This window comes from Pseudomonas sp. stari2 (assembly GCF_040760005.1).
In the GTDB taxonomy this organism is placed as follows: domain Bacteria; phylum Pseudomonadota; class Gammaproteobacteria; order Pseudomonadales; family Pseudomonadaceae; genus Aquipseudomonas.
On sequence record NZ_CP099760.1, the window covers coordinates 4806498 to 4828809 of the forward strand.

The window sequence follows — 22312 nt, forward strand, 5'->3', positions numbered from 1 at the left end:
GTCTCTCTTGTTAGATGCAGCGCACGCAGCGCCAGAAAAGTCTTAGCGAAGGGCTTTCCAGGCCGCCACGTAGGCCTTGGCATTGGCCGCCACTTGCTCAGTCGTCATGCCCGGTTTGAACAGCCCGGAGCCGAGGCCGAAGCCTTTGACGCCAGCGTCGATGAACGCCTGCATGTTGTCCGGCGTGATGCCGCCGACCGGCGCCAGAATCGTCCCGACCGGCAACACCGCCAGCCAGGCTTTCACCACCGCCGGGCCCATCTGCTCGGCCGGGAACAGCTTGAGAATGTCCGCGCCCTCCTCCAGTGCCGCAAAGGCTTCAGTCGGTGTGGCAACACCCGGCGACAGGTACAGCCCCGCCGCTTTTGCAGCCCGCAACACCTTGGCATCGCTGTGGGGCATGACAATGACCTGGCCGCCAGCCTCCTTCACTGATTCGACCTGTTCCGGGGTCAGCACCGTGCCGGCACCGATCAAGCAATCGGCGGGCAGGGTCTTGCGCAGGGTGCGAATACTTTCGTACGGCGCGGGGGAATTGAGCGGTACTTCGATGACGCGAAATCCGGCGGCATACAGGACTTCTCCGACAGCGGCGGCTTCCTGCGGATGCAGGCCACGCAGAATCGCGATCAGACCGTTTTGCGCCAGTGCTTGCTTGAGCATGTCAGGCCTCCAGTCAGGGTTAACGGGATGAGGAATCGATTAGTCCGGCGGCGAGCGCCAGTTGCCACAGACCACGCTCGGTGGCTTGCTCGGCCAGGGTCACACGGGCGAAACCGCAGGCGTCGAGCGCACGGCTGTAGCGGACGCACAACTGCGCGTTGCCGATGAGGATGATCGAAGGAAGCTGCACGCTGTTGCGACGACGCCGTTGCACGGAGGCCAACGCTGTCAGCTCGTGGCCGATCAGCAGGCCGGACAGATAGTCGGGTTGCGCGGTGGCAATGAGTTCACCGGTCAGACCCAGGCTGCGGGCGCTGAACAGGGTCGACAGCACGCCGATCTCGCCTTCTGCCGACTGCGCCACCTGCACGCCGCGATCGAATGCCTCAGCGTCGAACGTCGCGCTGTGCTGCTGGGTACGGCCGAGAATGCTGTGTTCGCTGAGCACCGCGAACACTTCGCCGGTCATGAAGGTGTCGAAACGGGTGATACAGCCGTCGGCCACTTCCACCCATTTCGAATGACTGCCCGGCAGGCCGATCAGCAGATCATTGCCCGCCTCGACCGGCAGATTCTGCAGGACGCCGAGGACCTGGGTTTCCTCGCCGCGCATCACGTTCGGCAGTGCCGAACGCTGAATCACACCCGGCACGATATGCACATCGACACCGCGAAGGCTGCGAACGGTTTGCAGGGATTTTCCGAGATCGGCGACGTTGGCCGGCGTATCGCGGTAGGACGCTTCGCGCCAGCCCTGAGCGCTGCCGACCATGCCGCAGGCAATCACCGGCAAGCCGGGCTGCGCATCGAGCCAGTCGCCGCACGCCTCGTCGAACGCCAGTTCAAAACCCTCGGCGCATTCACGACCGTTAATGACCCGCGGCGTCTTCGGCAACTGCATGATCCCGAACGACAGCGACCGCTGCGCCAGCACCTGCCCGCCCGCCCCAAGTTTGTAAGCACGTAGTGAGGTCGTCCCCCAATCGAGCGCGATCAATTGCGCCAGCATCGCTTCACCTGTTTTGTTATTGGCAGTGAGTGAGCTGGACTATAAACCCGGGCACAACAAAATCTCAATATATAAATATCATTCCCACATAATGGGATGATGGCAAAAAAATACCGCAGGCAGTAACAGCGTCTTCAGAGAAATTCAACTTCCCTGCAGGAACCGTCTCGGGCTGCGGTATTCCTGGCGCGGCTCAGTTGCCCTCGGCAAACTCGCGCAATACCTTGCCATCCATGCGGTAACGCACCCACTCTTCCTGCGGCTGGGCGCCGAGGGATTTGTAGAATTCGATGGCCGGGGTGTTCCAGTCCAGTACGCTCCATTCGAAGCGGCCGCAGTCGTTGGCGCAGGCGATTTTCGCGAGGTGGCGCAGCAGGGTTTTGCCGGCGCCGCCGCCCCGTTGCTCAGGAGTGATATAGAGGTCTTCGAGGTACAGGCAGTTGCTGCCCAGCCAGGTCGAATAACTGAAGAAGAACACCGCGAAACCGATCGGCAAGCCGTCGCGCAGGCAGATCAGGCCATGGGCGGTGGCGCCTTCGCTGAACAGGCTGCGTTCGATGTCGGCGACGCTGGCGATAACTTCGTGACGGGCCTTTTCGAAGTCTGCAAGTTCAGTGATGAACGCGAGGATTTGCGGAGCATCGCTGGGGGTCGCCGGGCGGATTTCGATCGTCATGGACGGGCCTTGTCGGAAAAAGGAAAACGCCATACTAAGGCGCCGCGCCGCGCTCGTCACATGGCAATCCACGGATTAGGCTAGTGCGGCCGGTCACTCTGAAGGATATTCATGAACGCATTCGAACCATTGGCCCCACTCGCCGCCGAACTGCTGCCCCACGCACTGGAACCGTCGGAGGACGGCGCCCATGACCTGTCGCACCTGCAACGGGTGTGGCACAACGCGCGCACCTTGCAGGCCGAGGAAGGTGGCGACCTTGAGGTGCTGCTCGCGGCGGTGTTGCTGCACGATTGCGTGGCGGTAGAAAAGAACTCGCCGCTACGTTCACAGGCATCACGCCTGGCAGCGGAAAAAGCGTCAACGGTGCTGGCAAACCTGAACTGGCCAGAAGAGAAAATCAGCGCCGTCATCCACGCCATCGAAGCCCACAGTTTTTCCGCCAACATCACCCCGCTCACCCTCGAAGCCCGACTGATGCAGGACGCCGACCGTCTCGATTCCCTGGGCATGCTCGGCGTCGCCCGCACCTTCTACACCGCAGGGCGCATGGGCAGCGCGCTATACGACCCGCACGATCCCGAGGCCCGGGAAAGGGACTACGACGACAAGCGATTCTGCCTCGATCATTTCCGGACCAAACTGCTGCACCTTGCCGACGGTTTCCAGACCGCTGCCGGACAACGTCTGGCACAGCTCCGTCATCAACGCCTGAAGGGTTTCATGGAGCAATTCAAGGAAGAGATCGGCATCGCCTGAAGGCATTACTCCGGTCAATCACGATCCTGAGATCGCCAAGCTCAGACCTAAACCACAGGACTGGCGTGTTAGATAGATGACGCTCGATTTTTCCGGTCAAGGAACCGCGTCATGCCTCAAGCAACACCTCAGGTCCCGGGCAAACTGTTCGGCCTGTTCTGCCTCGCCAGTTATCTGTTGTCGCTGTCTTATGGCGCGACGTTTCTGCTCTCGCTGCTGATCGGTTCTCGCGGTGGCAACGAGCACGACGCCGGCAGCGTGATCAGTGCGGCGATGCTCAGCACCTTCGTTGCGGTGCTGGTGTCCGGGCACCTGTCCGACTGGCTGGGTGCGGCGCGTTCGATTGCGCTGTTCGGGCTGTTGCTGGTGGCGGCGAGCCTCGGGTTTGCGATGACGCCGGGCTTCGGCCATCTGCTGCTGTTTTTCGGTTTGCTGCTTGGATTGGGCTGGGGCGTTTTCTATACGCTGGGGCCGATCATCGTCGCCAGCCTGGTGAGCCCGGCACAGCGGGCGAAATACTTTGCGCTGCTGTCCGGCAGCATGATGACCGGGATCGGCAGCGGCCCGCTGCTCGGGCGATCCGCCACTGCGCTGGGTTTGCCGGTGACGTCGGCGTTCTATCTGGCGGCTACGGCGAGCCTGGTCGGAGTGCTGCTGTTCTGGCGTCTCGGTGCTCGTTTGAACAGTACACAAGCCGCGTCAGCGGCAAAAATCAGCTGGCAGGCGACTGCTCGGGTGCTCAGTTCACGAGCCGTGTTTCCGATCATCATGGTCGGCCTCGGCGGTTGCGTGTTCGGGGGGCTGTCGAGTTTCCAGACCAGCTATGCCGCCGCCCGTTCGCTGGACTATTCGCTGTTCTTCCTGGGCTTCATGAGCGCCGCGATCAGCAGTCGAATGTTGATCGCAGGCTACGTAGTCAAACGTGATCCGCTGCGGGCATCGTGTCTGCTTTCGGGGTTGATGCTGAGCTCGATCATGTTGTTCGCGTTCGGCGCGCAAAGTGGCTTCAGCTATCTGCTGGCAGCGGTGATGCTCGGTGTCGGTTATGGCCTCACCTACTCGGTGATCAACGGACTGGCGGCAAACGAAGCACCCGCCGGCACCACGTCCCAGGCATTGTTGCTGTTCAGTCTTTCTTATTTCATCGGTGTATTCGGCTTTCCGCTACTGGCAGGAAAAATCATTGTCGAACACGACATGGCGACGCTGTTGCTGACAGTGCTGGCGGTGGCGGCGTTGAACTGGTCGATCACTGTCGGCCGTCTGCTCTGGCGACGACTCACGGTGGAAAGCGCTCTGACGAACTGAACCGTTCGTCACTCTATCGGCACCTATGCCGCGCGCGAGCAGACCAAGATCAGGTAAGGATCCCAATCACTGGAGACACACCATGATCTCGTCAAGGTTGACTGCTTTCGTGTTTGCCACCCTGCTCTGCCCCATGGCGTTCGCCGCGACCGCCACGGGCACCGGCCCCACCGATCCGGTCACGCCACCGCGCGCCCCTGCGATCAACAGCGCTCCGGGCATGAATACCGATGGCTCCGGCGTTCCGCTGATCAATCAACCGCCGGCCACAGGAACCGATCCGCGCACCCAAGGCAATGACCCGGGTCGCCAGGGTGGTATGAACACGCCGGATTCTCCCACTACCCCAGACAACTCCGGCTCCGGTATCGGTTCGAAAACCACGACCGGTGGTTCGGGCTCCGAGGGCACCGGTCAGTAATTCGACAGGAGAAGCACCATGCCTCGTGGAAGCAAAACCAAGTACACCGCCGAGCAAAAGCGCAAGGCCGAGCACATTGAAGACAGTTACGAAAAGAAAGGTGTGTCGAAGGATGAAGCCGAAGCGCGCGCCTGGGCAACGGTGAATAAACAGTCCGGCGGCGGAGAAAAGGCCGGTGGTTCCGGACGCCGGAAACCGGCCAGCGCCAAGTCCGAAGATCGCAAGGAGTCGGCACGTCGCGCGGTGGTGAGTCGTGAAGGTCAATCGCGCAACAGCAAGGCGTCGCGCGAAGGGCAGACGGTCGAGAGCCTGCGCAAGGAAGCCCGGGACCGGAAGATTCCCGGGTGCTCCTCGATGCGTAAGGACGAACTGATAGCGGCGCTGCGCAAGGCGAGTTGAATCAGGCCGGGAGGTGAGTCGTCAGGCCTGTTCGTGAAAGCAATAGATCAGTGATCGCAAGTCTCGCGGATCAGTGCATCGACTTCATCACCTCCCGGCGCAGTCGCCGGCCCCCAGCGAGTGACGGCCAACGCGGCTGCAGCGTTGGCGCGCCTCGCGGCTTCATCAGCCGCCCGACCTTGCGCCAGCCCGGCGACAAACACACCGGCATGGGCATCGCCGGCACCGTTGCTGTCCACAGCCTGCACCTTGAAACCCGACACATGCCGACGCTCGCCGTGCTGATGAATCCAGCAACCCTGCGGGCCGTCGCGCACCACCTTCAGCGCTTCCTGCGGCAGGTGCACAGCCAAGCGATCCAGTGCCGTTTCGATGTCCGCTGCGCCGGTAAAACGCAGCGCTTCAACGCTGTTGCTGGTCCACACATCAATGCGCGGCAACAAGGCCTGCATCATCGGTGAGTCCGGTGATTCCACCAGCGGGCCCGGATCGAACACCACATTGATCGTCTTCGGCAGCGCCAGCGTCCAGTCCAGCAACGCCTGCGCCTTGCCACTGTGCAGCAGGCTGTAGCCGCTGACGTAGACATAGTCCCCCGCCTCGGCGGCAACGCTATTCAACTCCGCCGCCGTCACTTCACCTTCAGCGCCGATGTAGGAAATGAAACTGCGCTCGGCCGACGCGTCGGTCAGCGCAACGCAAATGCCAGTGTCGCGTTTTGCAGGTTGTTCGATGCCGATGCGAATGCCTTCGGCGTTCATCGCCTGCCGCGCCAGATCGCCGAAACGGCCGTTGCCGTGGCGACCGAGGTAGACCACCGGCAAGCCGTTGCGCGCAGCGGCGGCCATCACATTGAAACCGCCGCCGGCTTCGAAACTGGCGGATTGCGCCAACACGTCACCGCCGATTTGCGGCAGCGCATCCACGGCCATGACCAGGTCGATTATGACCTGGCCGGTGTGCAACATCTTAGGCATGAGCATTCTCGGTTTGCGCGGCGCGGCGGTCTTTCGCCCCGCCGAGTACGAAGTAAATGCCGCCGGCCACCACAAAGGTCACGATCCAGCCGAGGCCGTTATGACCCAGCCACGAGTCGGACAGGAAGCCCTTGAACCAGACGTTCTCGGCGGTGGTGCCGATGGTGGTGAAACTGAAGCCCAGCACGATGGCAATCGCCCACGCGCCGAACGCGCGCCACTCGATGCCGCCGCTGTACCAGTAGGCGCTGCTCGGGCTGACGTCCAGCAGGTCTTTCGGGCTGTAGTAGTGACGGTGAATCAGGTCGACCACGAAGATCCCGACCCACGCAGTGATCGGCACCGCCAGCAGGGAAATGAAGGTAATGAACGGCCCGTAGAAACTGTCGGCGATCAGCATGAAGTAGATCGAACCGGCAAAGATCGCGACGATGTCGACCACCACCGCGTATACGCGTTTGACCTTCAGGCCGAGGGTCAGCGTGGTCAGGCCGGCGGAGTACACCGACAGGTTGTTCGACAGCAACAGACCGCCGAACGCAGTGATCAGGTACGGCACGGCCATCCAGGTCGGCAGCATGTCGCGGATAGCCACGATCGGGTCAGTCGCCGAGGCAAGATCGTTGTTGCCCACCGACAGCAGGCCGCCGAGGGTGATCAACAGCACCAGCGGAATCCCCGCACCAAACGCTGCCGACGCGACCAGGCGCACGGCTTTGACGCTGCGATGCTGATAGCGCGACATGTCGGCGCCGGCGTTGGCCCAGCCGATCCCGGTGCCGGCCGCCATGGTGCCGATACCGATGATCATCGCGCTCATCGGCGCCGGCGTGGCGTTGAACACCGCGCTCCAGTCGATGGTCGCGCAGAGGAAGCCGCCGACCAGAATGTTCAGCGCGCCGAACACGTAGGTCGCCCACTTCTGGATCACCAGCAAGGTGGCGTGGCCGAGGCCGGACACCGACAGAGTCAGCAGCACGAAAATCGCGATGAAAATCAGGGTCAGCACCGGCGCGCTTTTAGCTTCCACCGGCGAGCCGAACAGGATCGAGCACAACGACAACAGCACGAACGCGGCGGTGGTGGTATTGACGGTTTCCCAGCCCAGGCGCGACATCAGCGACACCAGCGTCGGGCCGATATTGCCGCGCACACCGAAGATCGCCCGAGACAAAGTCAGGCTCGGCGCACGACCGCGACGGCCGGCAATCGAGATGATCCCCACCACCGCAAAAGAACCGGCGGCGCCGAGGATTGCGACGATGATCGCCTGCCAGATCGCCAAGCCGCGAAACGCTACCAGCGTGGCGCCCAGCGGCAGGCCGAGGATGGAAATATTGGCAGCAAACCAGACCCAGAACAGTTGCAGCGGATGGCCGTTGCACTCGCCTTCCGGCACCGGTTCGATGCCGCGGGTTTCCAGTTGCCCGGCGCTTTGCCCGGCGTTCAATGAACTCATGAAAAATGCTCCTGTTGCCATTGTTGTGGTTGTCGGCAAGACAGTTGATTGACGTGTGGCGGGCGGCGTTTCAGCGCAGCGCGAGGAGTCCTTTCACCAATGGTTCCAGCTCCAGATCGTTGACGGTTTTGACGGTTTCAATCATCGGCACCGGCCAGCTCTGTAGGCCCAGACAGGCCCCGAGCATGGCGCCGAGAATCGCGGCGATGGTGTCGGTGTCGCCCCCCAGGCTCGCGGCCATGCACAGCGCCTCGAACGGCGTCATTTCACCGACCGCGACTTGCTGCGCGAGGGCGAACGACACCACCACCGATTCCTGCGACGCCACCGAAGTGCCGATCACGTCGTACAGCAGATCCGCGAGCAACACCGGGTCACTTTCGACACTGATGCTGCGTGCCCAACTGATCCGCGACGCGATGCGTCCACCGGCCACCCAGTGCCCGTGTGCTTCTGCTTGCTGGGCGATCTGTTGACCGAGGTTCAGCGCCTCACCCAGATCCACGCCGTTGATGCCGGCAGAGACCACCGCCGCCACTGCCGCCGCACTGGAAATCCCCAGCGTGGTGTTGTGAGTGACCTGACAGGCCTGCACCACTGCCGCGATGAAGCGCTCTGGGTCAGCAACATCCGCCGCAATCCCCACCGGCGTGATGCGCATCGCCGCGCCGTTGGTAGTGCCGTAGCGCCCGGCCTCTTCCGGCGAATGACCGGCGAGGATCATCTCGATGGCACGCTTGGTCGACGGGCCGAGCAAGTCCTGCGAACCCTTGGCCTGCATCTCGGCTTCCCATTCGATCAGCCGCTGCGCCAGCACCGCCGGCTCGATCCGGCCCTTGCCTTCGACCAGCAACTCGCCGACCAGAATCGCCTGCTCGGTGTCATCGGTGATCGAGCCCTTGGGCATGTTCGCGGCAATCGGTTGCAAGGGGCCGGCGTCTTGCAGATCAGTGATCTGGCCGAAGCGCTGCCTGATGGTTTCGCGGTTCAGGGATTGCGTCGGCATCCCCAGCGCATCGCCGAGGGCCAGGCCGTAAAACGCGCCCAAGGCACGGTCGGGGGCGGTCATTTCGTTTCTCCAAATTGCAGGTGCAGACGGAAATGCACCGGGTCGAGCAGGCTTTCGACCTGCTCCATGAAACGGTTCTGCCGGTCGTACGTGGTGCGCAATGCCTTGAGGAACACCGTGCCTTCCGGACGCCCGAGCAATTCGGCATCGACAGCGTTGAGCGGCTCGGCGCCGATCCACTGATCGCCGCGTTCGCCGATGTAGCCGTAGGCCGCCAGGGTAATGGTCAAGGAATTGTCGATCAGACCGACCCGCGGCAGGCTTTCCAGGCCTCCGGTGGCGGGCATCAGAGAACGTTCAAGGGACACCGCCGTGCCGTCATTGGAACGGCGACGGCGGTCAAGGGTGATGAATTGGTCGGTGCCGAAGCGCGGCAGCAGATCGGGCCGGGTCACGGCTTCCAGGCGCAACACTTCGGTGTTGATCAGTGCCCCGCTGTCAGCCAGGGCCTGGGCCCAGCCGCTGCGCTGATCGAGCACCACACCGTCGAAAGTGACGATGGAACCGACCCCGCTTTGCGTGGCGATGTAATTGCGCCGTTTCAGTTCGGCCAGCGCTTCGCGCAACGTGCCACGGCTGACGTTGAATTCCTGAGCCAACTGATGCTCGCCGGGCAACAGAAAGCCGTCCTCCATGAGGCCGCTTTCGATGCGTCGGACGAGTTCGTCGACCACCCGTTGTTTCTTGTCAAATCGTACCTGTCTAATCATGTACAAAGTGATAACCGAAACGGGTTGGGACGGGCAAGGTAATTTTTGGGAAAGGTGACAAAAGGCGCGGCACTGGAGGCACCCTCTCCCAAAGGAGAGGGTTAGCAGAATATTGATCTCAGCGCTGTTTCAGACGGTCGATCACTACAGCCAGCAGCAGAATCGAACCCCGAATCACATACTGATAAAACGTGTCGATATTCTTCAGGTTCATCGCATTCTCGATAATCGCCAGAATCAACACCCCGGCAATCACATGCCGGATCATCCCGATCCCGCCGCTCAGCGACACCCCGCCCAGCACGCAAGCCGAAATCACCGTCAGTTCAAACCCCTGCCCGATCATCGGCTGCCCGGAAGTCATCCGCGACGCCAGAATCACCCCCGCCAGCGCACCGATCACCCCATGCACGGCGAAGATGATGATCTTCGTGCGATCGACATTTACACCCGCGAGCAACGCCGCCTCCTGGTTGCCGCCGATGGCCATGGTGTTGCGCCCGTACGTCGTGTAGTTCAGCAACCAACCGAAAAACAGGAAGCAGACGATGGTGATAAGGATCGGTACCGGAACACCGAACAACTGGCCGTTGCCGAACACGAAGAACGACTCCTGCGACACGCCCACCGCTTTGCCGTTCGCAAAAATGTAGGCCAGGCCACGAACGATCTGCATGGTCGCCAGCGTCGTGATCAACGCATTGACCCGCAACTTGGCGATCACGATGCCGTTGATCAACCCGACGATCAGGCCCATCACCAGCGCCGCGCTGACACCGAGAAACACGCTGTTGGTGTCGCGCATCACCACCGCCGCAACCACCCCGGCACAGGCAATCACCGAACCCACCGACAAGTCGAAATGCCCGGACGCCAGGCAGTACAACATGGTGCACGCGGCAATCCCGGTGGTGGAAATCGCCAGGCCCAGACCGCGCATGTTCAGCGGCGAGAGGAAGTTGTCGATCAACAAGGTACAGGCGAGAAAAATGCCGACCGCCGCCAGCAACATCACCCAGTCATCAAGAAAGCGCCGCATATCCAGAGGTTTGCGCGCGGTCGGCAGGGTTTCGTTTTGGGTTGTCATCATAGTCACCTCTCAGTTCGCCACGCCGTCAGCGCGGTGGCGCGGCAAAGCCAGTTGCAGCAGGTTGGATTCATTGGCCTGGTCGCGGCTGACTTCGCCACGCAGGGCGCCCTCGCACAGCACCAGAATGCGGTCGGAAATGCCCATCACTTCCATCAGATCGCTGGACACCACGATCACCGAAATACCGTCGGCGGCCAGGTTATGGATGATCTGGTAGATCTCGGCCTTGGCACCGATGTCGATGCCACGGGTCGGCTCGTCGAGCAGCAGGACTTTCATCGGCATCGACAGCCAGCGGCCGAGAATCGCCTTCTGCTGATTGCCGCCTGAGAGAAACTTGATCTGCTGCCCGGCGTGTGGGGTTTTCACTCTCAGGGCCTTGATCTGTTTGTCGGCGTTGCCCTTTTCCCAGATCCCGCGCAGCAGGCATCCGAGCCCGGAATTGGCGCCACGCGCACTGATGTTGATGTTCTCGGCGACGCTGGCGAGCGGGATGATGCCTTCCTTCTTGCGATCCTCCGGGCACAGTAGAATCCCGGCAGCGATCGCATCACGGGGCGAGCGCAGCTTCAGTTCATGACCGCGCAATTCAAGGCGTCCGGCGGTGTTGCGCTCCAGCCCACTGAGCAACCGGAACAGCTCGGTGCGCCCTGCCCCGACCAGTCCGAACAGGCCAAGAATCTCGCCTTTGTGCGCGTCGAAACTGATCGGCTCACGCAGGCCCGGGCCGAGCAATCCATCGACTCTCAGCGCCACCGCGCCACGGGGGCGACCGCGATAATCGTAGATGTCCTGAATGTCGCGCCCGACCATGCAGGTCACCAGTTGATCGTGGGTCAACTGGCTCATGTCATCGAAAGTGCGCACGTAGCGACCGTCCTTGAACACCGTCACCGCGTCGCAGATGCGGAACACTTCTTCCATGCGATGGGAGACGTAGAGCACGACTTTGCCCTCGTCGCGCAGCCGACCGATGATCGCCATCAACCGGTCGATTTCCCGTGCCGAGAGGCTGCTGGTCGGTTCGTCAAAGGCAATCACATGGGCGCCACGGGACAGTGCCTTGGCGATTTCCACCAGTTGCCGCTGGCCGAGGGACAGGCGCCCGACCTTGGTTTGTGGGTCGATTTCGTCGGCCAGGCCTTTGAGACAAGCCAACGCCTGCTGGCGCAGCGCGCCGCGATTGATCAGGCCGAAGCTGGCCGGCAGGTGGCCGAGAAACAGGTTCTCCGCCACGGTCATTTCCGGCACCAGATGCAACTCCTGGTGAATCACCGCCACGCCGCTGCCGATGCTGTCGGCGGTGGACTTGAAGGCCATCGACCGCTCGCCGATCTGCAGTTCGCCGCTGCTCGGAATGTAGGCGCCGCCGAGGATTTTCAGCAGGGTCGATTTGCCGGCGCCGTTCTCGCCCATCAAGGCGTGAACCTGCCCGGGGTGAGCGACAAAACTGATGCCGTCCAGCGCCTTAACGCCCGGGAAGGTCTTGCCGATCCCGTTGAACCGCAGGCTACCGCTGGCGCTGTGTTGTTGTGTTTGTACTTGCGCGTGCATTTGAACCACCTCATCACACCGTTCAAGCGGCCCGGCTGCCCGGGCCGCCGCTGCCGTCAGTTCCACAGGCCGATCTTCTCCAGCTCCTGCTTGAAGTTATCGCGGGTGATCAGGGTGACGTCGTCCATCGCGGTGTACTTCGGCGGTTCTTTGCCGGTGGTGACCCACTCGTACATCATGCTCGCGGTGTTGTAGCCCTCGATGTGCGGGCTCGGCAGCATCGAACCGTAGAAGCCGCTATTGGGCTTTTTCAGCTCGCCGATCGCGTCAGTGCCATTGATGCCGATGCCGATCACGTTGGCGGCGGCAAACCCGGCGGCTTCAGTGGCGCGCACGCCGCCCAGCACGGTGTTGTCGTTCATGCCGCCGATGATCAGGTTCTTCGCTGCGCCGGGCAGCTTGACCAGCGCCGAGTTGGTGGCGTCCATGCTGCCCGGTACGTCGAGGGTTTTCAGAGCGGCGGTCAGGATGTGCTCTTTCGGCAGGCCGGCATCCAAGAGCGCCTTCATCGAGCCGTCGGTGCGCTTCTTGCCGGTGTCGAGTTCGTTGTAGGTGTTCACAACGGCGTAGGTGTCTTTCCAGTCCCAGTTACGTTTTTTCGCCTCGGCGGCCATGGCGGCGCCCTGCTTCTGGCCGACTTCGAACGCAGCCATGCCGAGGTACGGCACCTCTTCCATGAACTTGCCGTTGGCGTCGACGAAACGATCGTCGACGGCAATCACTTTCAGGTCATTGAGTTTGGCCTTGGCCATGATCGCCGGGCCGAGGGACACGTCCGGCGGACAAATCACAAAGCCTTTGGCGCCGTTGGCCGCGAGGCTATCGATGGCCGAGAGAGTTTTCTCGCCATCCGGCACGGCGATCTTGATCAGCTCGAAACCTTTGTCCTTGGCAGCTTTTTCAGCGAAAGCCCATTCGGTCTGGAACCACGGTTCTTCGGCCTGCTTGACCAGGAAACCGATCTTCACCGGATCGGCGGCCAGCAGCGAACTGCTCAGGCTGAACGCAGTGACCGCCAGCGCGGTACTGCACAGGGTACGAATCCCGAAACGACGTTTCATAAGCAGACTCCTTGTTATTTTTCTTGAGCGTTATTTGAAAAGCGTTGAAGCGGTCGAAGCATGTTTCTGTAAATCATCAGGACAATAGTCATATCGTATGATGATTGGATTTCAGACGGACCTTTCCCTCTAAAATCCGGTTTTTAGTCGTGGTACATCACCGAGCGACCACCATCGATGGTGATGCACGAAGCGTTGATGAACGGTGCTTCATCACTGGCCAGGAACACGGCGGTCATCGCCACTTCGATCGGTTGGCCGATGCGTTTTGGCGGATGTAGGTCAAAGGCGCGCTGGCGTTCAGCGTGCGGGTCGGCGAAACCGTTCCAGTAATCGACGTTGAGCTGGGTTTCGATATAGCCCGGGGCGATGGCGTTGACGCGAATGCCCTTCGGCGCGTACTCGATGCCCAGCGCGCGGGTCAGACCGAGCAAGCCGTGTTTGGCCACCGGATACGGGAAGCAACCGGGAATGATGTTCGTGGAATGGGTCGAGGCAATATTGATGATGCTGCCGATGCCCTGCTCGATCATCTGCGGCAACACGGCTTTGCAGCCATACCAGGCGCCGTCGAGGTCGATGGCGAAGCAGCGGCGCCAGTCTTCTTCGGTCATTTGCAGCGGATCGCGGAACACGTTGACCCCGGCGCAGTTGACCAGCACATCGATGCGCCCGTGCAGCTCGATGGCCAACTTGGCCATGGCGTGCAGATCCTGCTGGCGCGATACATCGGCCTTGATCGCTTGTACATCGGCGCCCTGCTCGCGCCAGTGCGCGGCGACTTTCTCGACTTTTTCAGCCTGGATATCGCTGATCACCAGTTTCGCCTGCTGGGAGGCGAAGGTCGCAACGATAGCTTCGCCGATGCCTTGGGCGGCGCCGGTCAGCAACACAACCTTGTTTTTCAGGCGCTCGCCTTTGGGTGGTTCGGGCACCGGTGGCAGGGACAGAGGTTCAGCCATGAATCAGGACTCCTGTTCGAAAGCATAAAAAAACCGGGCATCTGACGATGTCCGGTCTGGAAGGCTTTTGGAACGAAACAGGCGAGCGCCGCAGACGGCATCGGGCCGTTGCGAGACGCTGACTCCGCTAAGGAGTGCGATAGAAATTCGCTGCATCACTTCACCTGTTTTGTTCTTTTTAAGTGTGAGTGCGTGTTACTGCTGGAGCCGACTATAAACCCGACCGCCAAATAATCTCAATATATAATTTTGCATCCCACATTTTGGGACTTAATCAGCGAAACGCGTACAGAGCTTTCCGGCGACATCCACTCGCAACGACAGCACGGCGCCATCCAGCGGGTGGTTCAGAGGACTTTTGGCGCTGGTGACGTACAGGGTTTTCAGGTCTTCGCCGCCGAATACGCAACTGGTGGGGCGGCTGATCGGCAGATCGATCTTGCGGTCGATTTGGCCATCCGGCGTCAGGCGCAGCAGGCAACTGCCGTCCCAGCGGGCGTTCCAGATGTAGCCCTCGGCGTCCATCGCCGAACCGTCCGGGCCACCGTTCTGATCGGCGCCGTACCAAGGCCGGGCAGTGTCGAGGTTGCCGTCGGTGTGGATGAAATAGCGATACAACGTGCCGTCGAGGCTGTCGCCGAACAACAGCGTGGTGCCGTCATCGCTCCAGAGCAGCGTGTTGGGAATTCCCAGGCCACGCAGCAATGGCGTGACTCGTTTATCCGGATCAACCCGAAACAGGCCGCCGGAACGTCGGGTGATCGGCAGATCCTCGCCCTGCTCTCCGATGTTGTTTTGCATGGTGCCGAGCCACAACCGGCCCTGGCCATCGCAACGCGCTTCGTTGGCCCGATTGCCCGGTTGCGGGTCGGCGACGCAGAACAGCGTCAACCGTGGTTCAAGTCCGGGGGAATCCAGATCGAGTCGGTAGACGCCGCTACTCAGAGTCACCAGCGCATCGCCACTGGCGCAGGGAATGAACGCCGAGACGTGTTCCGGCATCTGCCAGATCTGCACGTTCTGCCCGATCAGCCGCAGTGCCTGCCTGCCGGCGATGTCGACCCAGTACAGCGCCTGGGTCGGCGCGTCCCAGAACGGTCCTTCGCCCAGTTGCGCCCGGTGCTCTGTCACCGCAGTCCACGTCATGCAACCTCCTGTCTTGTTGTTTTTGTCAGTTGGCTTTTTTGTCGGCCATTACCTGCGGGTAAAACCGCTTGATGGCCAGGTCGGCATTGTCGATCAGGGTCATGCAGGCCCACACCCCGCGCGCGGCATCCCGGGCGGCGATGGCGTCGGCCATGTCTTTGTGAATGGGCAGTGTGCGGCGCAATTCGTCGGGGTCGGCGGCAGACACTTCGAAGGACACAGCAAGCAGCGCGCCGAGAGCCGGCACCATCTGCTCAATGAATTGATTGTGACTGGCGGCGAGAATGCACTCGTGGAAGAACTGGTCGGCGCGGTTGTAATCGATGCCGCTGTCCACCGCCCGTTCCAGCGCGTTGTAGGCCTGCCGCACGGCTTGCACCTGTTCGACGGTCGCCCGCTCACAGGCCCAGCGCACCGCCATCGGTTCGATGGTGCGGCGTAGGTCGAGCAAGTCATCGACGAAGTTTTCCGGCAGGCCGCTGCGTGACAGCCAGCCGACGACTTGTGGATCGAACAGGTTCCAGCGCTTGATAGGCAACACCCGCGTGCCGACTTTCGGCCCGACTTCGAGCAGGCCTTTGGCGACGAGGGTCTTGATGGCTTCGCGGATCACGGTGCGACTTACACCGAGCTGTTCACCCAGCTCAGCCTCGACCTTGATCGCCTGCCCGGGTTTCACCTGGCCGGCGGCAATCCAGGCGCCCAGCCAGTCAACCGTTGATGCGTGAAAACTGCTCGACATGGACACCCCGAAGCCGTTCGCTGTGGGTGCCTACGCTAATCATCATATGATTGGGAGTCAACGACAAAAAACCGCAGCCTGCTTTCACAGACTGCGGTTTTTTAAGGTTCGAGGCCGATGGGGAAGAACTCGCCACCGCTCCAGACACCGAGCCAGCGCTGACCATCGATTTCACGGCTGACTGCCAGCTCGACCAATTGGTAGAACACGTTGCGGTGGATCAGCGCTTCGAGGTTGGTGCGTACATGCACGTAGGGGGCAGGTTCTTGAGTGGCCGGGTCGATCTCGACGCGGATCGGATGTTCCGCGCCGGCCTCGGTGGTTTCATCGACGTTGGTGGTAAAGCGCAGCACTTGCGCCTCACCCTCGCCTTCCACCTCGACGGCAATCGCCACGAAGGGCGCGTTGTCGACCTTGATCCCGACCTTCTCCACCGGCGTGATCAGGAAATAATCATCGCCATCGCGGCGGATGATGGTGGAGAACAGCTTGACCATCGGCTTGCGCCCGATCGGCGTACCCAGGTAGTACCAGGTGCCGTCGCGGGCGATACGCATGTCGATGTCGCCGCAGAAATCCGGGTTCCACAAGTGCACCGGCGGCAAGCCTTTGGTTTTGGGGATTTGCCCCAGCAGGTCATTGGCTTTTTGCGGGCCACTCATGGCGTACTCCTTGAATTACTGGTCCCCGACGCCCAGCAGGCTGCGCGCATATTGCGCAAGCGGTGGGCCGATCAGGTCTTCGGGCTTGTTGTCGTGGAACGTCAGTAAACCGCCACGACTCTTGATCCGTGCAGTATCAATCAAATACTGGGTGCTGGTCTCGATCAACATGATCTGAATCACGCCGCCGTCGATACCGAGGCGATCCACGGCTTCCTGATCCAGCCACTCATCGGAGTTGCCGATGCGGTCGTCGGCCTTGGCGAAACGGGTGTACAGCAGGTAGTGGGCACCGGCGTCGCGGGCTTCGCCCATCGCCTGGTCGAGGCCCTCCGGCGCACGGGCCCGGCGGACCATCGGGAAGTATTCGACGAAACCTTTGAAGGCCTCTTCAGCGACTACGTTGGGACGCGGGTAAGAACCACCCGGCGGTGCGAACGAACCCTGCGCGATGTAGATAAACGAATCCGGCTGAATGCGGAAATTGTTTACGCGGCGGCTGTCGCTGTGATCCAGCAGGCCCGCGTCGCTCATCTGGTAGCGAGTCCCTTCGGCCATGTCACTGACAGTCATACAGCCGCCCAGCGCCAAAACGGCCAGCAGCAAAACCAGGCTACGCATCCTAATCCTCCAGAAGCCGGTGACGGAAAACCGGCGAATGGCCGTAGGATGCAGCTTTTGCGCCAGTCCATGGAAATGTGCAGGTATCCGGTTTGAAATAGAGTTTTGGTGACGAGAGATTTAGCCGCCGATGATCTTCATGACGGTGGCGCCACCGGAGAATGCGACTTCCTGCTTGTCACCCAAGGCCTTGACCAGCAATCGTTGCAATGCCGGCAGCGCCTCGTGGCGCGGCTTGTCGAGCAAGTCACCGACATAGTGGCGGTTGCTCGATGACAAGCAGCCATGCAGCCATCCGGTCGACGACAGGCGCAGGCGCGAGCAGGTTCGGCAGAACGGTACGCTTTCGTTGGCGATCACGCCGAAATTGCCGAGACCGGGAATCGCGTAGCGAACAGCCGTGGCGTCTACCGGTGCATCGGTTTGCGCGTACTCGTAACGCTCGCCAATCAGTTCCAGCAGTTGTTGCAGGCTGACGAACTGTTGCAGGAAGGCGTTGGAGTCTTTGGCCAGGTGGCCCATGCGCATCAGCTCGATAAAACGCAGCTCGTAGCCTTGCTCAAGGCAGTAATCGAGCAATGGCATGACCTGGTCGAGGTTCTGCCCGCGCAGCGGCACCATGTTGACCTTGATCTTCATGCCCGCCGCTTTGGCTCGATCCATCCCGTCGAGCACCGTTGCCAGATCGCCCCCACGGGCAATGCTGCGGAACGCGCCGGCGTCCAGGGTATCGAGGGAAACGTTGATCCGGCGTATACCGGCATCCACCAGCAACGGCAGTTTTTTTGCGAGCAACTGGCCGTTGGTGGTCAGGCTGATGTCTTCCAGCCCCATCTTGCCGACGGCGCTCATGAAGGATTCGAGTTTGGGACTGACCAGCGGCTCACCGCCTGTGATGCGCAGGCGCTCAATGCCGGCGGCTTCGATCAGATAGGCCACGCCGCGTGCCATGGCCTCGGCCGACAGTTCATCCTGCGCAGCCACCAGCCGCTTGCCGTTGGGCACGCAGTAGGTACAAGCGTAATTGCAGGCTGAAGTCAGACTGATCCGCAAATTGCGAAAACGCCTGCCTTGACGGTCAACGATCATGAAGCACTCCGGCGATGGAAAATCGAGCGGCTAAAACTTGACTCACAATTCAAGTTTTAGCAAGCCCTATGCCTGAGTATATTCCTGCGGTACTGCGCCATGTAGCGAAAAACACGGCGCATAAGGCGACTGAATGATTCAGCTGCTTGGCGTTTCAGGGTCGCGCTTGCGCTTGTTGCCCATGCGCACGCCGATGTCCATCAGGAACTGGAAGAAACCTTCCTGATCTTCCAGCACATTGCTCCAGAACGGCGAGTGATACAGCGCCACTGCGCCGTGCACCAGCGCCCAGGATGCGCAGTAATGGAAGTATGGCGGCACGTCTTCGAGCTTGCCTTCGCTGATGCGGCCCTTGATGAGCAGGGTCAGGCGTTCGAAGTTCGAGGCGCGGATCTTGTGCAGCTCCTCGACCATCTCAGGCACCTGATTGCCCTTGACCACCTTCTCTTCCAGGCGATCGAACAGGCGATAGCGCTGCGGGTCGCGCATGCGGAATTCAAAGTAGGCACGGGACAGGGCTTCCTTGTCCTTGTCGACATCGGCCGAATGCAACAGCTCGTTCAAGTCGCGCTCGTAATCGAGCATCAAGCGCAGATAGATTTCCGCCTTGGACTTGAAGTGCTTGTAGATCGTGCCTTTGCCGATACCCACGGCATCAGCAATCATCTCGACGGTGACACTGTCTTCACCTTGTTCGAGGAACAGCTTGAGCGCGGTATCGAGAATTTCTTGCTCGCGGCGACGAAACTCACGGACCTTACGAGGTTCTTTGTGCATAAGAAAAGGTCTGTAGGGGTCAAAATTCGAAGCCGCGTATTATGCCTAACTTGCGCAAAAATGCACGGATCATCCGACCATATCTGTGTTTCTTGTTCATTTCACGAACGTTTCGGGGGCAATGAGAACATAACCGAAGCGAACGTATTCCAAATTTGTTTAAAAACCCCGACCGGCCAACTGGACTGAACGCCAGACTGATCAATACTTGAACTGTCGGGCGACATCTCCCCCAAGTGTCGCGCCGGTAAAGGTACCAAGGGACCGCGTGCCTTTGTTTTACTCCTAATGGTCTTAACCCGGATTCACCCCCCAGAACCCGGGTTTTTTTTGCCTGCGATTCAGGCTTTTACGTGCGCCAGCGGAAACAGTCGCTTGAAGTTCTCCGTGGTCTGCTCGGCAAAGCGCTCGTAATTCTCGCCTCGCAGCATCGCCAGAAACTCTGCCACTTCCCGCACGTATTGCGGCAGGTTCGGCTTGCCGCGATACGGGATCGGTGCCAGGTACGGCGAATCGGTTTCCACCAGCAGACGATCAGCCGGAACCTTGCTCGCCACGTCGCGCAGCGCATCGGCATTGCGGAAGGTGACGATACCCGACAGGGAAATGTAATAACCCATGTCCAGCGCTGCCTTGGCCATGTCCCAGTCTTCGGTGAAGCAATGCAGCACACCGGCCTGGGGCAGCGCGGCTTCGCGCAACAGTTCAAGCGTGTCCGCGCGGGCACCACGGGTGTGGATGATTACCGGTTTGCCAGTCTGTTGCGCGGCCTGCAGATGGAGACGGAACGATTCCTGCTGCAGTTCGGCGGCTTCCGGCTCGTAGTGGTAGTCCAGACCGGTTTCGCCGATCGCCACCACTTTCGGGTGATTGAGCTCGTGCAGCAGCCAGTCCAGCGCCGGCGCGGCGCCCGGCTGCACATCCAGCGGATGCACGCCAACCGAGCAATCGACGTCGTCGTAACGCTCGGCCAGGGCTTTGACGTCGGCGGCGTTATCGGCGCTGACGCCAATGCACAGGAAGTGCCCGACTCCGCGCTGGCGGGCCGCATCCAGCGCGGCATCCAGGGAACCGTCGTGAACGGCGAGGTCGAGGCGATCAAGGTGACAATGGGAATCTACGAGCATAAAAAGGACTGCAACTTACATCGTATGAGTGGGACGGTCGGACTTGAGGGCTCCGGCCAGATGAGTTTCGATGCGACTGCGCGCGGTGTTGTCGCCATCGTTGAATTGCACGCCGACGCCGGCCGCGCGGTTGCCCTGGGCGCCTTTGGGGGTGATCCAGGCGACTTTGCCGGCCACTGGAATCTTCTCCGCCTCATCCATCAGATTCAGCAACATGAACACCTCGTCGCCCAACTTGTAGCTCTTGTTGGTCGGGATGAACAGGCCACCGTTCCTGATGAACGGCATGTACGCGGCGTAAAGGACAGACTTGTCCTTGATGGTCAGGGACAAGATGCCGTTGCGCGGCCCCGGGCTGACGGGTTCATTCATGTTGACCTCCACTGCTGATGTTCAGAGTCTAGGTACACATTCTTATCTTTGGCCAGGCAATCCCGCCCATTGCACCAACAACGCTTCCAGCAGCAATGCCGCATTGAGGTTGGCCTTGCTCAGGACTTTCTGGCGCTGGGCGAGAATCCAGTCCTGGATATCGAGGACTTTGCGCTGGGCGCTTTTCTGCGCCAGATACTGCACAACCTTGCGCATGTCGGTCAGACCGAGGCCCGCTTCATCCTGGGTCAATTGATAGCGCAGGATCAGGCTCGACCAGTCGCAGAACCAGTCGAACAGACGCAGCATCGGAATGTTTTTCCACTCCTCGGCCAGTTGCGTCGGCGATTGCTGCTGTTTGAGCAGCTTCTTCACGCCTTCGACCACTTGCGCCCGCTGTTCGCGCACGCCCTGCCCCTGCAGATTGACGGCGGCCAATGGCGAACCGGCGGCCAGGGTCAACAGTTCAACACGTTCGTCTTCGGAACATTCCGGCAGCGCCTGAGCCAGCCACTGCAGACTCATGGCCTCGCTCGGCAGCGGACAGGCCTGCTGCACGCAGCGGCTCTTGATGGTCGGCAACAAGCGGCTCGGCTGGTGACTGACCAGCAACAGCACGGTATCGCCGGACGGTTCTTCGAGGCTCTTGAGCAAGGCGTTGGCGGCGTTGATGTTCATCGACTCCACCGGTTCGATCAGCACTACCTTGCGACCACCCAGTTGCGCGGTCTGCACCACGAAACTGACCAGATCTCGCACCTGGTCGACTTTGATCGCCTTGTCCGCTTCTTCCGGTTCGAGGATGTAATTGTCCGGGTGGCTGCCGGCCTTGAGCAGCAGGCAGGATTTGCACTCGCCGCAGGCCTCAGGCGTCGGACGCTGGCACAACAGGCTGGCCATCAGGCGCTCGGCCAGCGCGCGCTTGCCGATCCCGGCCGGCCCGTGCAACAGATACGCGTGGGCGTGCTGGGTGCGTCCGGCCAGTTGCTGCCAGAGACTGTCCTGCCACGGATAGGCCTCAGCCACGGCTCAGCTCCAGCAAACGCGGGAGCAAGACATCCAGCGACTGCTGGACCTGCACCAACGGCTGGCCGGCGTCGATCCGCACGTAACGCGCCGGATCCGCCTCGGCACGCTTGAGGAACGCGCTGCGCACCGCCTCGAAAAACGCCCGACCTTCCAGCTCGAAGCGATCCAGACGCCCCCGGGCGCTGGCCCGGGCCAAACCGATTTCCACCGGCAGATCGAAAATCAGCGTCAGGTCAGGGCGCAGATCACCCTGAACAAAAGTCTCCAGCGCCGCAATGCGCTCCAGCGACAAGCCGCGGCCACCGCCCTGGTAGGCATAAGTCGAATCAGTAAAACGATCACACAGCACCACCGCGCCACGGGCCAGTGCCGGGCGGATGACTTCAGCCAGATGCTGGGCACGGGCGGCGAACACCAGCAGCAACTCGGTGTCCGGGTTCATCACTTCATCGACCGGGGCCAGCAACACCTCACGAATGCGCTCGGCCAGCGGCGTACCGCCGGGTTCGCGGGTCAGCACCACTTCTATACCGGCGGCGCGCAGGCGCTCGGCGAGGTATTCGCGATTGGTGCTCTTGCCGGCGCCTTCCGGGCCTTCCAGGGTAATAAACAAGCCAGTCACAGGCAGTC

At 61.1% G+C, this 22312-nt stretch carries 25 protein-coding genes; 4 read left to right on the top strand and 21 right to left on the bottom strand.

Annotated features, from left to right (window positions below):
* Positions 1-42 precede the first annotated feature (42 nt).
* The 3 genes from NH234_RS21880 to NH234_RS21890 form a co-directional block, all read right to left on the bottom strand.
* Positions 43-663, bottom strand: coding sequence for a 2-dehydro-3-deoxy-6-phosphogalactonate aldolase (locus tag NH234_RS21880; RefSeq protein ID WP_085730486.1), 621 nt, complete (start codon positions 661-663; stop codon positions 43-45).
* A gap of 19 nt (positions 664-682) precedes the next feature.
* Positions 683-1672, bottom strand: coding sequence for a 2-dehydro-3-deoxygalactonokinase (locus NH234_RS21885; protein ID WP_367254301.1), 990 nt, complete (start codon positions 1670-1672; stop codon positions 683-685).
* A gap of 193 nt (positions 1673-1865) precedes the next feature.
* On the bottom strand, positions 1866-2348 hold the full coding sequence (locus NH234_RS21890) for a GNAT family N-acetyltransferase (RefSeq protein WP_039770630.1): 483 nt from the start codon (positions 2346-2348) through the stop codon (positions 1866-1868).
* Positions 2349-2459: 111 nt separating this feature from the next.
* Between NH234_RS21890 and NH234_RS21895 the strand changes: the two genes are divergently transcribed.
* The 4 genes from NH234_RS21895 (at position 2460) to NH234_RS21910 (ending at position 5235) form a co-directional block, all read left to right on the top strand.
* The gene (locus NH234_RS21895; protein WP_367254303.1) at positions 2460-3107 is read left to right on the top strand and encodes an HD domain-containing protein; all 648 of its coding nucleotides are present in this window, start codon (positions 2460-2462) and stop codon (positions 3105-3107) included.
* Between the two features lie 111 nt (positions 3108-3218).
* Positions 3219-4415: an MFS transporter gene (locus NH234_RS21900; RefSeq protein ID WP_367254304.1), complete on the top strand. Its 1197-nt coding sequence runs from the start codon at positions 3219-3221 to the stop codon at positions 4413-4415.
* 82 nt (positions 4416-4497) lie between these two features.
* Entirely contained in the window at positions 4498-4836 is a 339-nt protein-coding gene (locus NH234_RS21905) for a hypothetical protein (protein WP_085730482.1), read from the top strand.
* A gap of 18 nt (positions 4837-4854) precedes the next feature.
* Positions 4855-5235: a Rho termination factor N-terminal domain-containing protein gene (locus NH234_RS21910; RefSeq protein WP_367254306.1), complete on the top strand. Its 381-nt coding sequence runs from the start codon at positions 4855-4857 to the stop codon at positions 5233-5235.
* A 47-nt stretch (positions 5236-5282) separates the two neighbouring features.
* Here the strand turns inward: NH234_RS21910 and NH234_RS21915 are convergent, their stop codons facing one another.
* From NH234_RS21915 to tmk, 18 genes are all read right to left on the bottom strand, one after another.
* Positions 5283-6212, bottom strand: coding sequence for a PfkB family carbohydrate kinase (locus tag NH234_RS21915; RefSeq protein WP_367254307.1), 930 nt, complete (start codon positions 6210-6212; stop codon positions 5283-5285).
* Positions 6205-7671, bottom strand: coding sequence for a cytosine permease (locus tag NH234_RS21920; protein ID WP_085730479.1), 1467 nt, complete (start codon positions 7669-7671; stop codon positions 6205-6207). Before NH234_RS21920 ends, NH234_RS21915 begins: the two co-directional genes overlap by 8 nt.
* Before the next feature lie 70 nt (positions 7672-7741).
* Positions 7742-8740: an ADP-ribosylglycohydrolase family protein gene (locus NH234_RS21925; RefSeq protein ID WP_367254308.1), complete on the bottom strand. Its 999-nt coding sequence runs from the start codon at positions 8738-8740 to the stop codon at positions 7742-7744.
* On the bottom strand, positions 8737-9450 hold the full coding sequence (locus tag NH234_RS21930; RefSeq protein WP_367254309.1) for a GntR family transcriptional regulator: 714 nt from the start codon (positions 9448-9450) through the stop codon (positions 8737-8739). The genes NH234_RS21925 and NH234_RS21930 overlap by 4 nt, the downstream gene beginning before the upstream one ends.
* A gap of 118 nt (positions 9451-9568) precedes the next feature.
* The gene (gene araH / locus NH234_RS21935) at positions 9569-10537 is read right to left on the bottom strand and encodes an L-arabinose ABC transporter permease AraH (protein ID WP_085697229.1); all 969 of its coding nucleotides are present in this window, start codon (positions 10535-10537) and stop codon (positions 9569-9571) included.
* Between the two features lie 12 nt (positions 10538-10549).
* The gene (araG, locus tag NH234_RS21940; protein ID WP_085730476.1) at positions 10550-12094 is read right to left on the bottom strand and encodes an L-arabinose ABC transporter ATP-binding protein AraG; all 1545 of its coding nucleotides are present in this window, start codon (positions 12092-12094) and stop codon (positions 10550-10552) included.
* A 56-nt stretch (positions 12095-12150) separates the two neighbouring features.
* Positions 12151-13155: a substrate-binding domain-containing protein gene (locus tag NH234_RS21945; protein ID WP_085730475.1), complete on the bottom strand. Its 1005-nt coding sequence runs from the start codon at positions 13153-13155 to the stop codon at positions 12151-12153.
* Between the two features lie 143 nt (positions 13156-13298).
* A complete protein-coding gene (locus NH234_RS21950; RefSeq protein WP_367254311.1) occupies positions 13299-14117 on the bottom strand; it encodes an SDR family oxidoreductase in 819 nt (272 codons plus the stop codon).
* Positions 14118-14387: 270 nt separating this feature from the next.
* Positions 14388-15263, bottom strand: a complete 876-nt coding sequence (locus tag NH234_RS21955; protein WP_085730473.1) for an SMP-30/gluconolactonase/LRE family protein — start codon at positions 15261-15263, stop codon at positions 14388-14390.
* Between the two features lie 25 nt (positions 15264-15288).
* On the bottom strand, positions 15289-16005 hold the full coding sequence (locus NH234_RS21960) for a FadR/GntR family transcriptional regulator (RefSeq protein WP_367254312.1): 717 nt from the start codon (positions 16003-16005) through the stop codon (positions 15289-15291).
* Positions 16006-16106: 101 nt separating this feature from the next.
* Positions 16107-16667, bottom strand: coding sequence for a DUF1285 domain-containing protein (locus NH234_RS21965; protein ID WP_367254313.1), 561 nt, complete (start codon positions 16665-16667; stop codon positions 16107-16109).
* 15 nt (positions 16668-16682) lie between these two features.
* Positions 16683-17288: a DUF4823 domain-containing protein gene (locus NH234_RS21970; RefSeq protein WP_007950810.1), complete on the bottom strand. Its 606-nt coding sequence runs from the start codon at positions 17286-17288 to the stop codon at positions 16683-16685.
* Positions 17289-17408: 120 nt separating this feature from the next.
* Entirely contained in the window at positions 17409-18377 is a 969-nt protein-coding gene (locus NH234_RS21975; RefSeq protein WP_085730470.1) for a GTP 3',8-cyclase MoaA, read from the bottom strand.
* A 138-nt stretch (positions 18378-18515) separates the two neighbouring features.
* A complete protein-coding gene (locus NH234_RS21980; RefSeq protein ID WP_007950805.1) occupies positions 18516-19154 on the bottom strand; it encodes a TetR/AcrR family transcriptional regulator in 639 nt (212 codons plus the stop codon).
* Positions 19155-19495: 341 nt separating this feature from the next.
* Entirely contained in the window at positions 19496-20281 is a 786-nt protein-coding gene (locus NH234_RS21985; RefSeq protein ID WP_085730469.1) for a TatD family hydrolase, read from the bottom strand.
* 15 nt (positions 20282-20296) lie between these two features.
* Complete coding sequence (locus NH234_RS21990; RefSeq protein ID WP_085704734.1) at positions 20297-20653, bottom strand: PilZ domain-containing protein; 357 nt, start codon at positions 20651-20653, stop codon at positions 20297-20299.
* A gap of 42 nt (positions 20654-20695) precedes the next feature.
* Complete coding sequence (locus tag NH234_RS21995) at positions 20696-21679, bottom strand: DNA polymerase III subunit delta' (protein ID WP_085730468.1); 984 nt, start codon at positions 21677-21679, stop codon at positions 20696-20698.
* Positions 21672-22304 carry a dTMP kinase gene (tmk, locus tag NH234_RS22000; protein ID WP_085730467.1) on the bottom strand — a complete coding sequence of 211 codons (633 nt, stop codon included), beginning with the start codon at positions 22302-22304 and terminating at the stop codon, positions 21672-21674. The genes NH234_RS21995 and tmk overlap by 8 nt, the downstream gene beginning before the upstream one ends.
* Positions 22305-22312: the final 8 nt, after the last annotated feature.

Bases quoted from the DNA above. Each gene is read 5' to 3' on its own strand.
- NH234_RS21970 (WP_007950810.1), bottom strand. From the start codon at position 17,288: ATGCGTAGCCTGGTTTTGCTGCTGGCCGTTTTGGCGCTGGGCGGCTGT.
- NH234_RS21920 (WP_085730479.1), bottom strand. From the start codon at position 7,671: ATGAGTTCATTGAACGCCGGGCAAAGCGCCGGGCAACTGGAAACCCGC.
- NH234_RS21885 (WP_367254301.1), bottom strand. From the start codon at position 1,672: ATGCTGGCGCAATTGATCGCGCTCGATTGGGGGACGACCTCACTACGT.
- NH234_RS21915 (WP_367254307.1), bottom strand. From the start codon at position 6,212: ATGCCTAAGATGTTGCACACCGGCCAGGTCATAATCGACCTGGTCATG.
- NH234_RS21990 (WP_085704734.1), bottom strand. From the start codon at position 20,653: ATGAATGAACCCGTCAGCCCGGGGCCGCGCAACGGCATCTTGTCCCTG.
- NH234_RS21965 (WP_367254313.1), bottom strand. From the start codon at position 16,667: ATGAGTGGCCCGCAAAAAGCCAATGACCTGCTGGGGCAAATCCCCAAA.
- NH234_RS21905 (WP_085730482.1), top strand. From the start codon at position 4,498: ATGATCTCGTCAAGGTTGACTGCTTTCGTGTTTGCCACCCTGCTCTGC.
- NH234_RS21890 (WP_039770630.1), bottom strand. From the start codon at position 2,348: ATGACGATCGAAATCCGCCCGGCGACCCCCAGCGATGCTCCGCAAATC.
- NH234_RS21960 (WP_367254312.1), bottom strand. From the start codon at position 16,005: ATGTCGAGCAGTTTTCACGCATCAACGGTTGACTGGCTGGGCGCCTGG.
- araG (WP_085730476.1), bottom strand. From the start codon at position 12,094: ATGCACGCGCAAGTACAAACACAACAACACAGCGCCAGCGGTAGCCTG.
- NH234_RS21895 (WP_367254303.1), top strand. From the start codon at position 2,460: ATGAACGCATTCGAACCATTGGCCCCACTCGCCGCCGAACTGCTGCCC.
- NH234_RS21955 (WP_085730473.1), bottom strand. From the start codon at position 15,263: ATGACGTGGACTGCGGTGACAGAGCACCGGGCGCAACTGGGCGAAGGA.
- NH234_RS21910 (WP_367254306.1), top strand. From the start codon at position 4,855: ATGCCTCGTGGAAGCAAAACCAAGTACACCGCCGAGCAAAAGCGCAAG.
- NH234_RS21925 (WP_367254308.1), bottom strand. From the start codon at position 8,740: ATGACCGCCCCCGACCGTGCCTTGGGCGCGTTTTACGGCCTGGCCCTC.
- NH234_RS21930 (WP_367254309.1), bottom strand. From the start codon at position 9,450: ATGATTAGACAGGTACGATTTGACAAGAAACAACGGGTGGTCGACGAA.
- NH234_RS21880 (WP_085730486.1), bottom strand. From the start codon at position 663: ATGCTCAAGCAAGCACTGGCGCAAAACGGTCTGATCGCGATTCTGCGT.
- NH234_RS21900 (WP_367254304.1), top strand. From the start codon at position 3,219: ATGCCTCAAGCAACACCTCAGGTCCCGGGCAAACTGTTCGGCCTGTTC.
- NH234_RS21985 (WP_085730469.1), bottom strand. From the start codon at position 20,281: ATGCTCGTAGATTCCCATTGTCACCTTGATCGCCTCGACCTCGCCGTT.
- NH234_RS21975 (WP_085730470.1), bottom strand. From the start codon at position 18,377: ATGATCGTTGACCGTCAAGGCAGGCGTTTTCGCAATTTGCGGATCAGT.
- NH234_RS21980 (WP_007950805.1), bottom strand. From the start codon at position 19,154: ATGCACAAAGAACCTCGTAAGGTCCGTGAGTTTCGTCGCCGCGAGCAA.
- NH234_RS21950 (WP_367254311.1), bottom strand. From the start codon at position 14,117: ATGGCTGAACCTCTGTCCCTGCCACCGGTGCCCGAACCACCCAAAGGC.
- NH234_RS21945 (WP_085730475.1), bottom strand. From the start codon at position 13,155: ATGAAACGTCGTTTCGGGATTCGTACCCTGTGCAGTACCGCGCTGGCG.
- araH (WP_085697229.1), bottom strand. From the start codon at position 10,537: ATGACAACCCAAAACGAAACCCTGCCGACCGCGCGCAAACCTCTGGAT.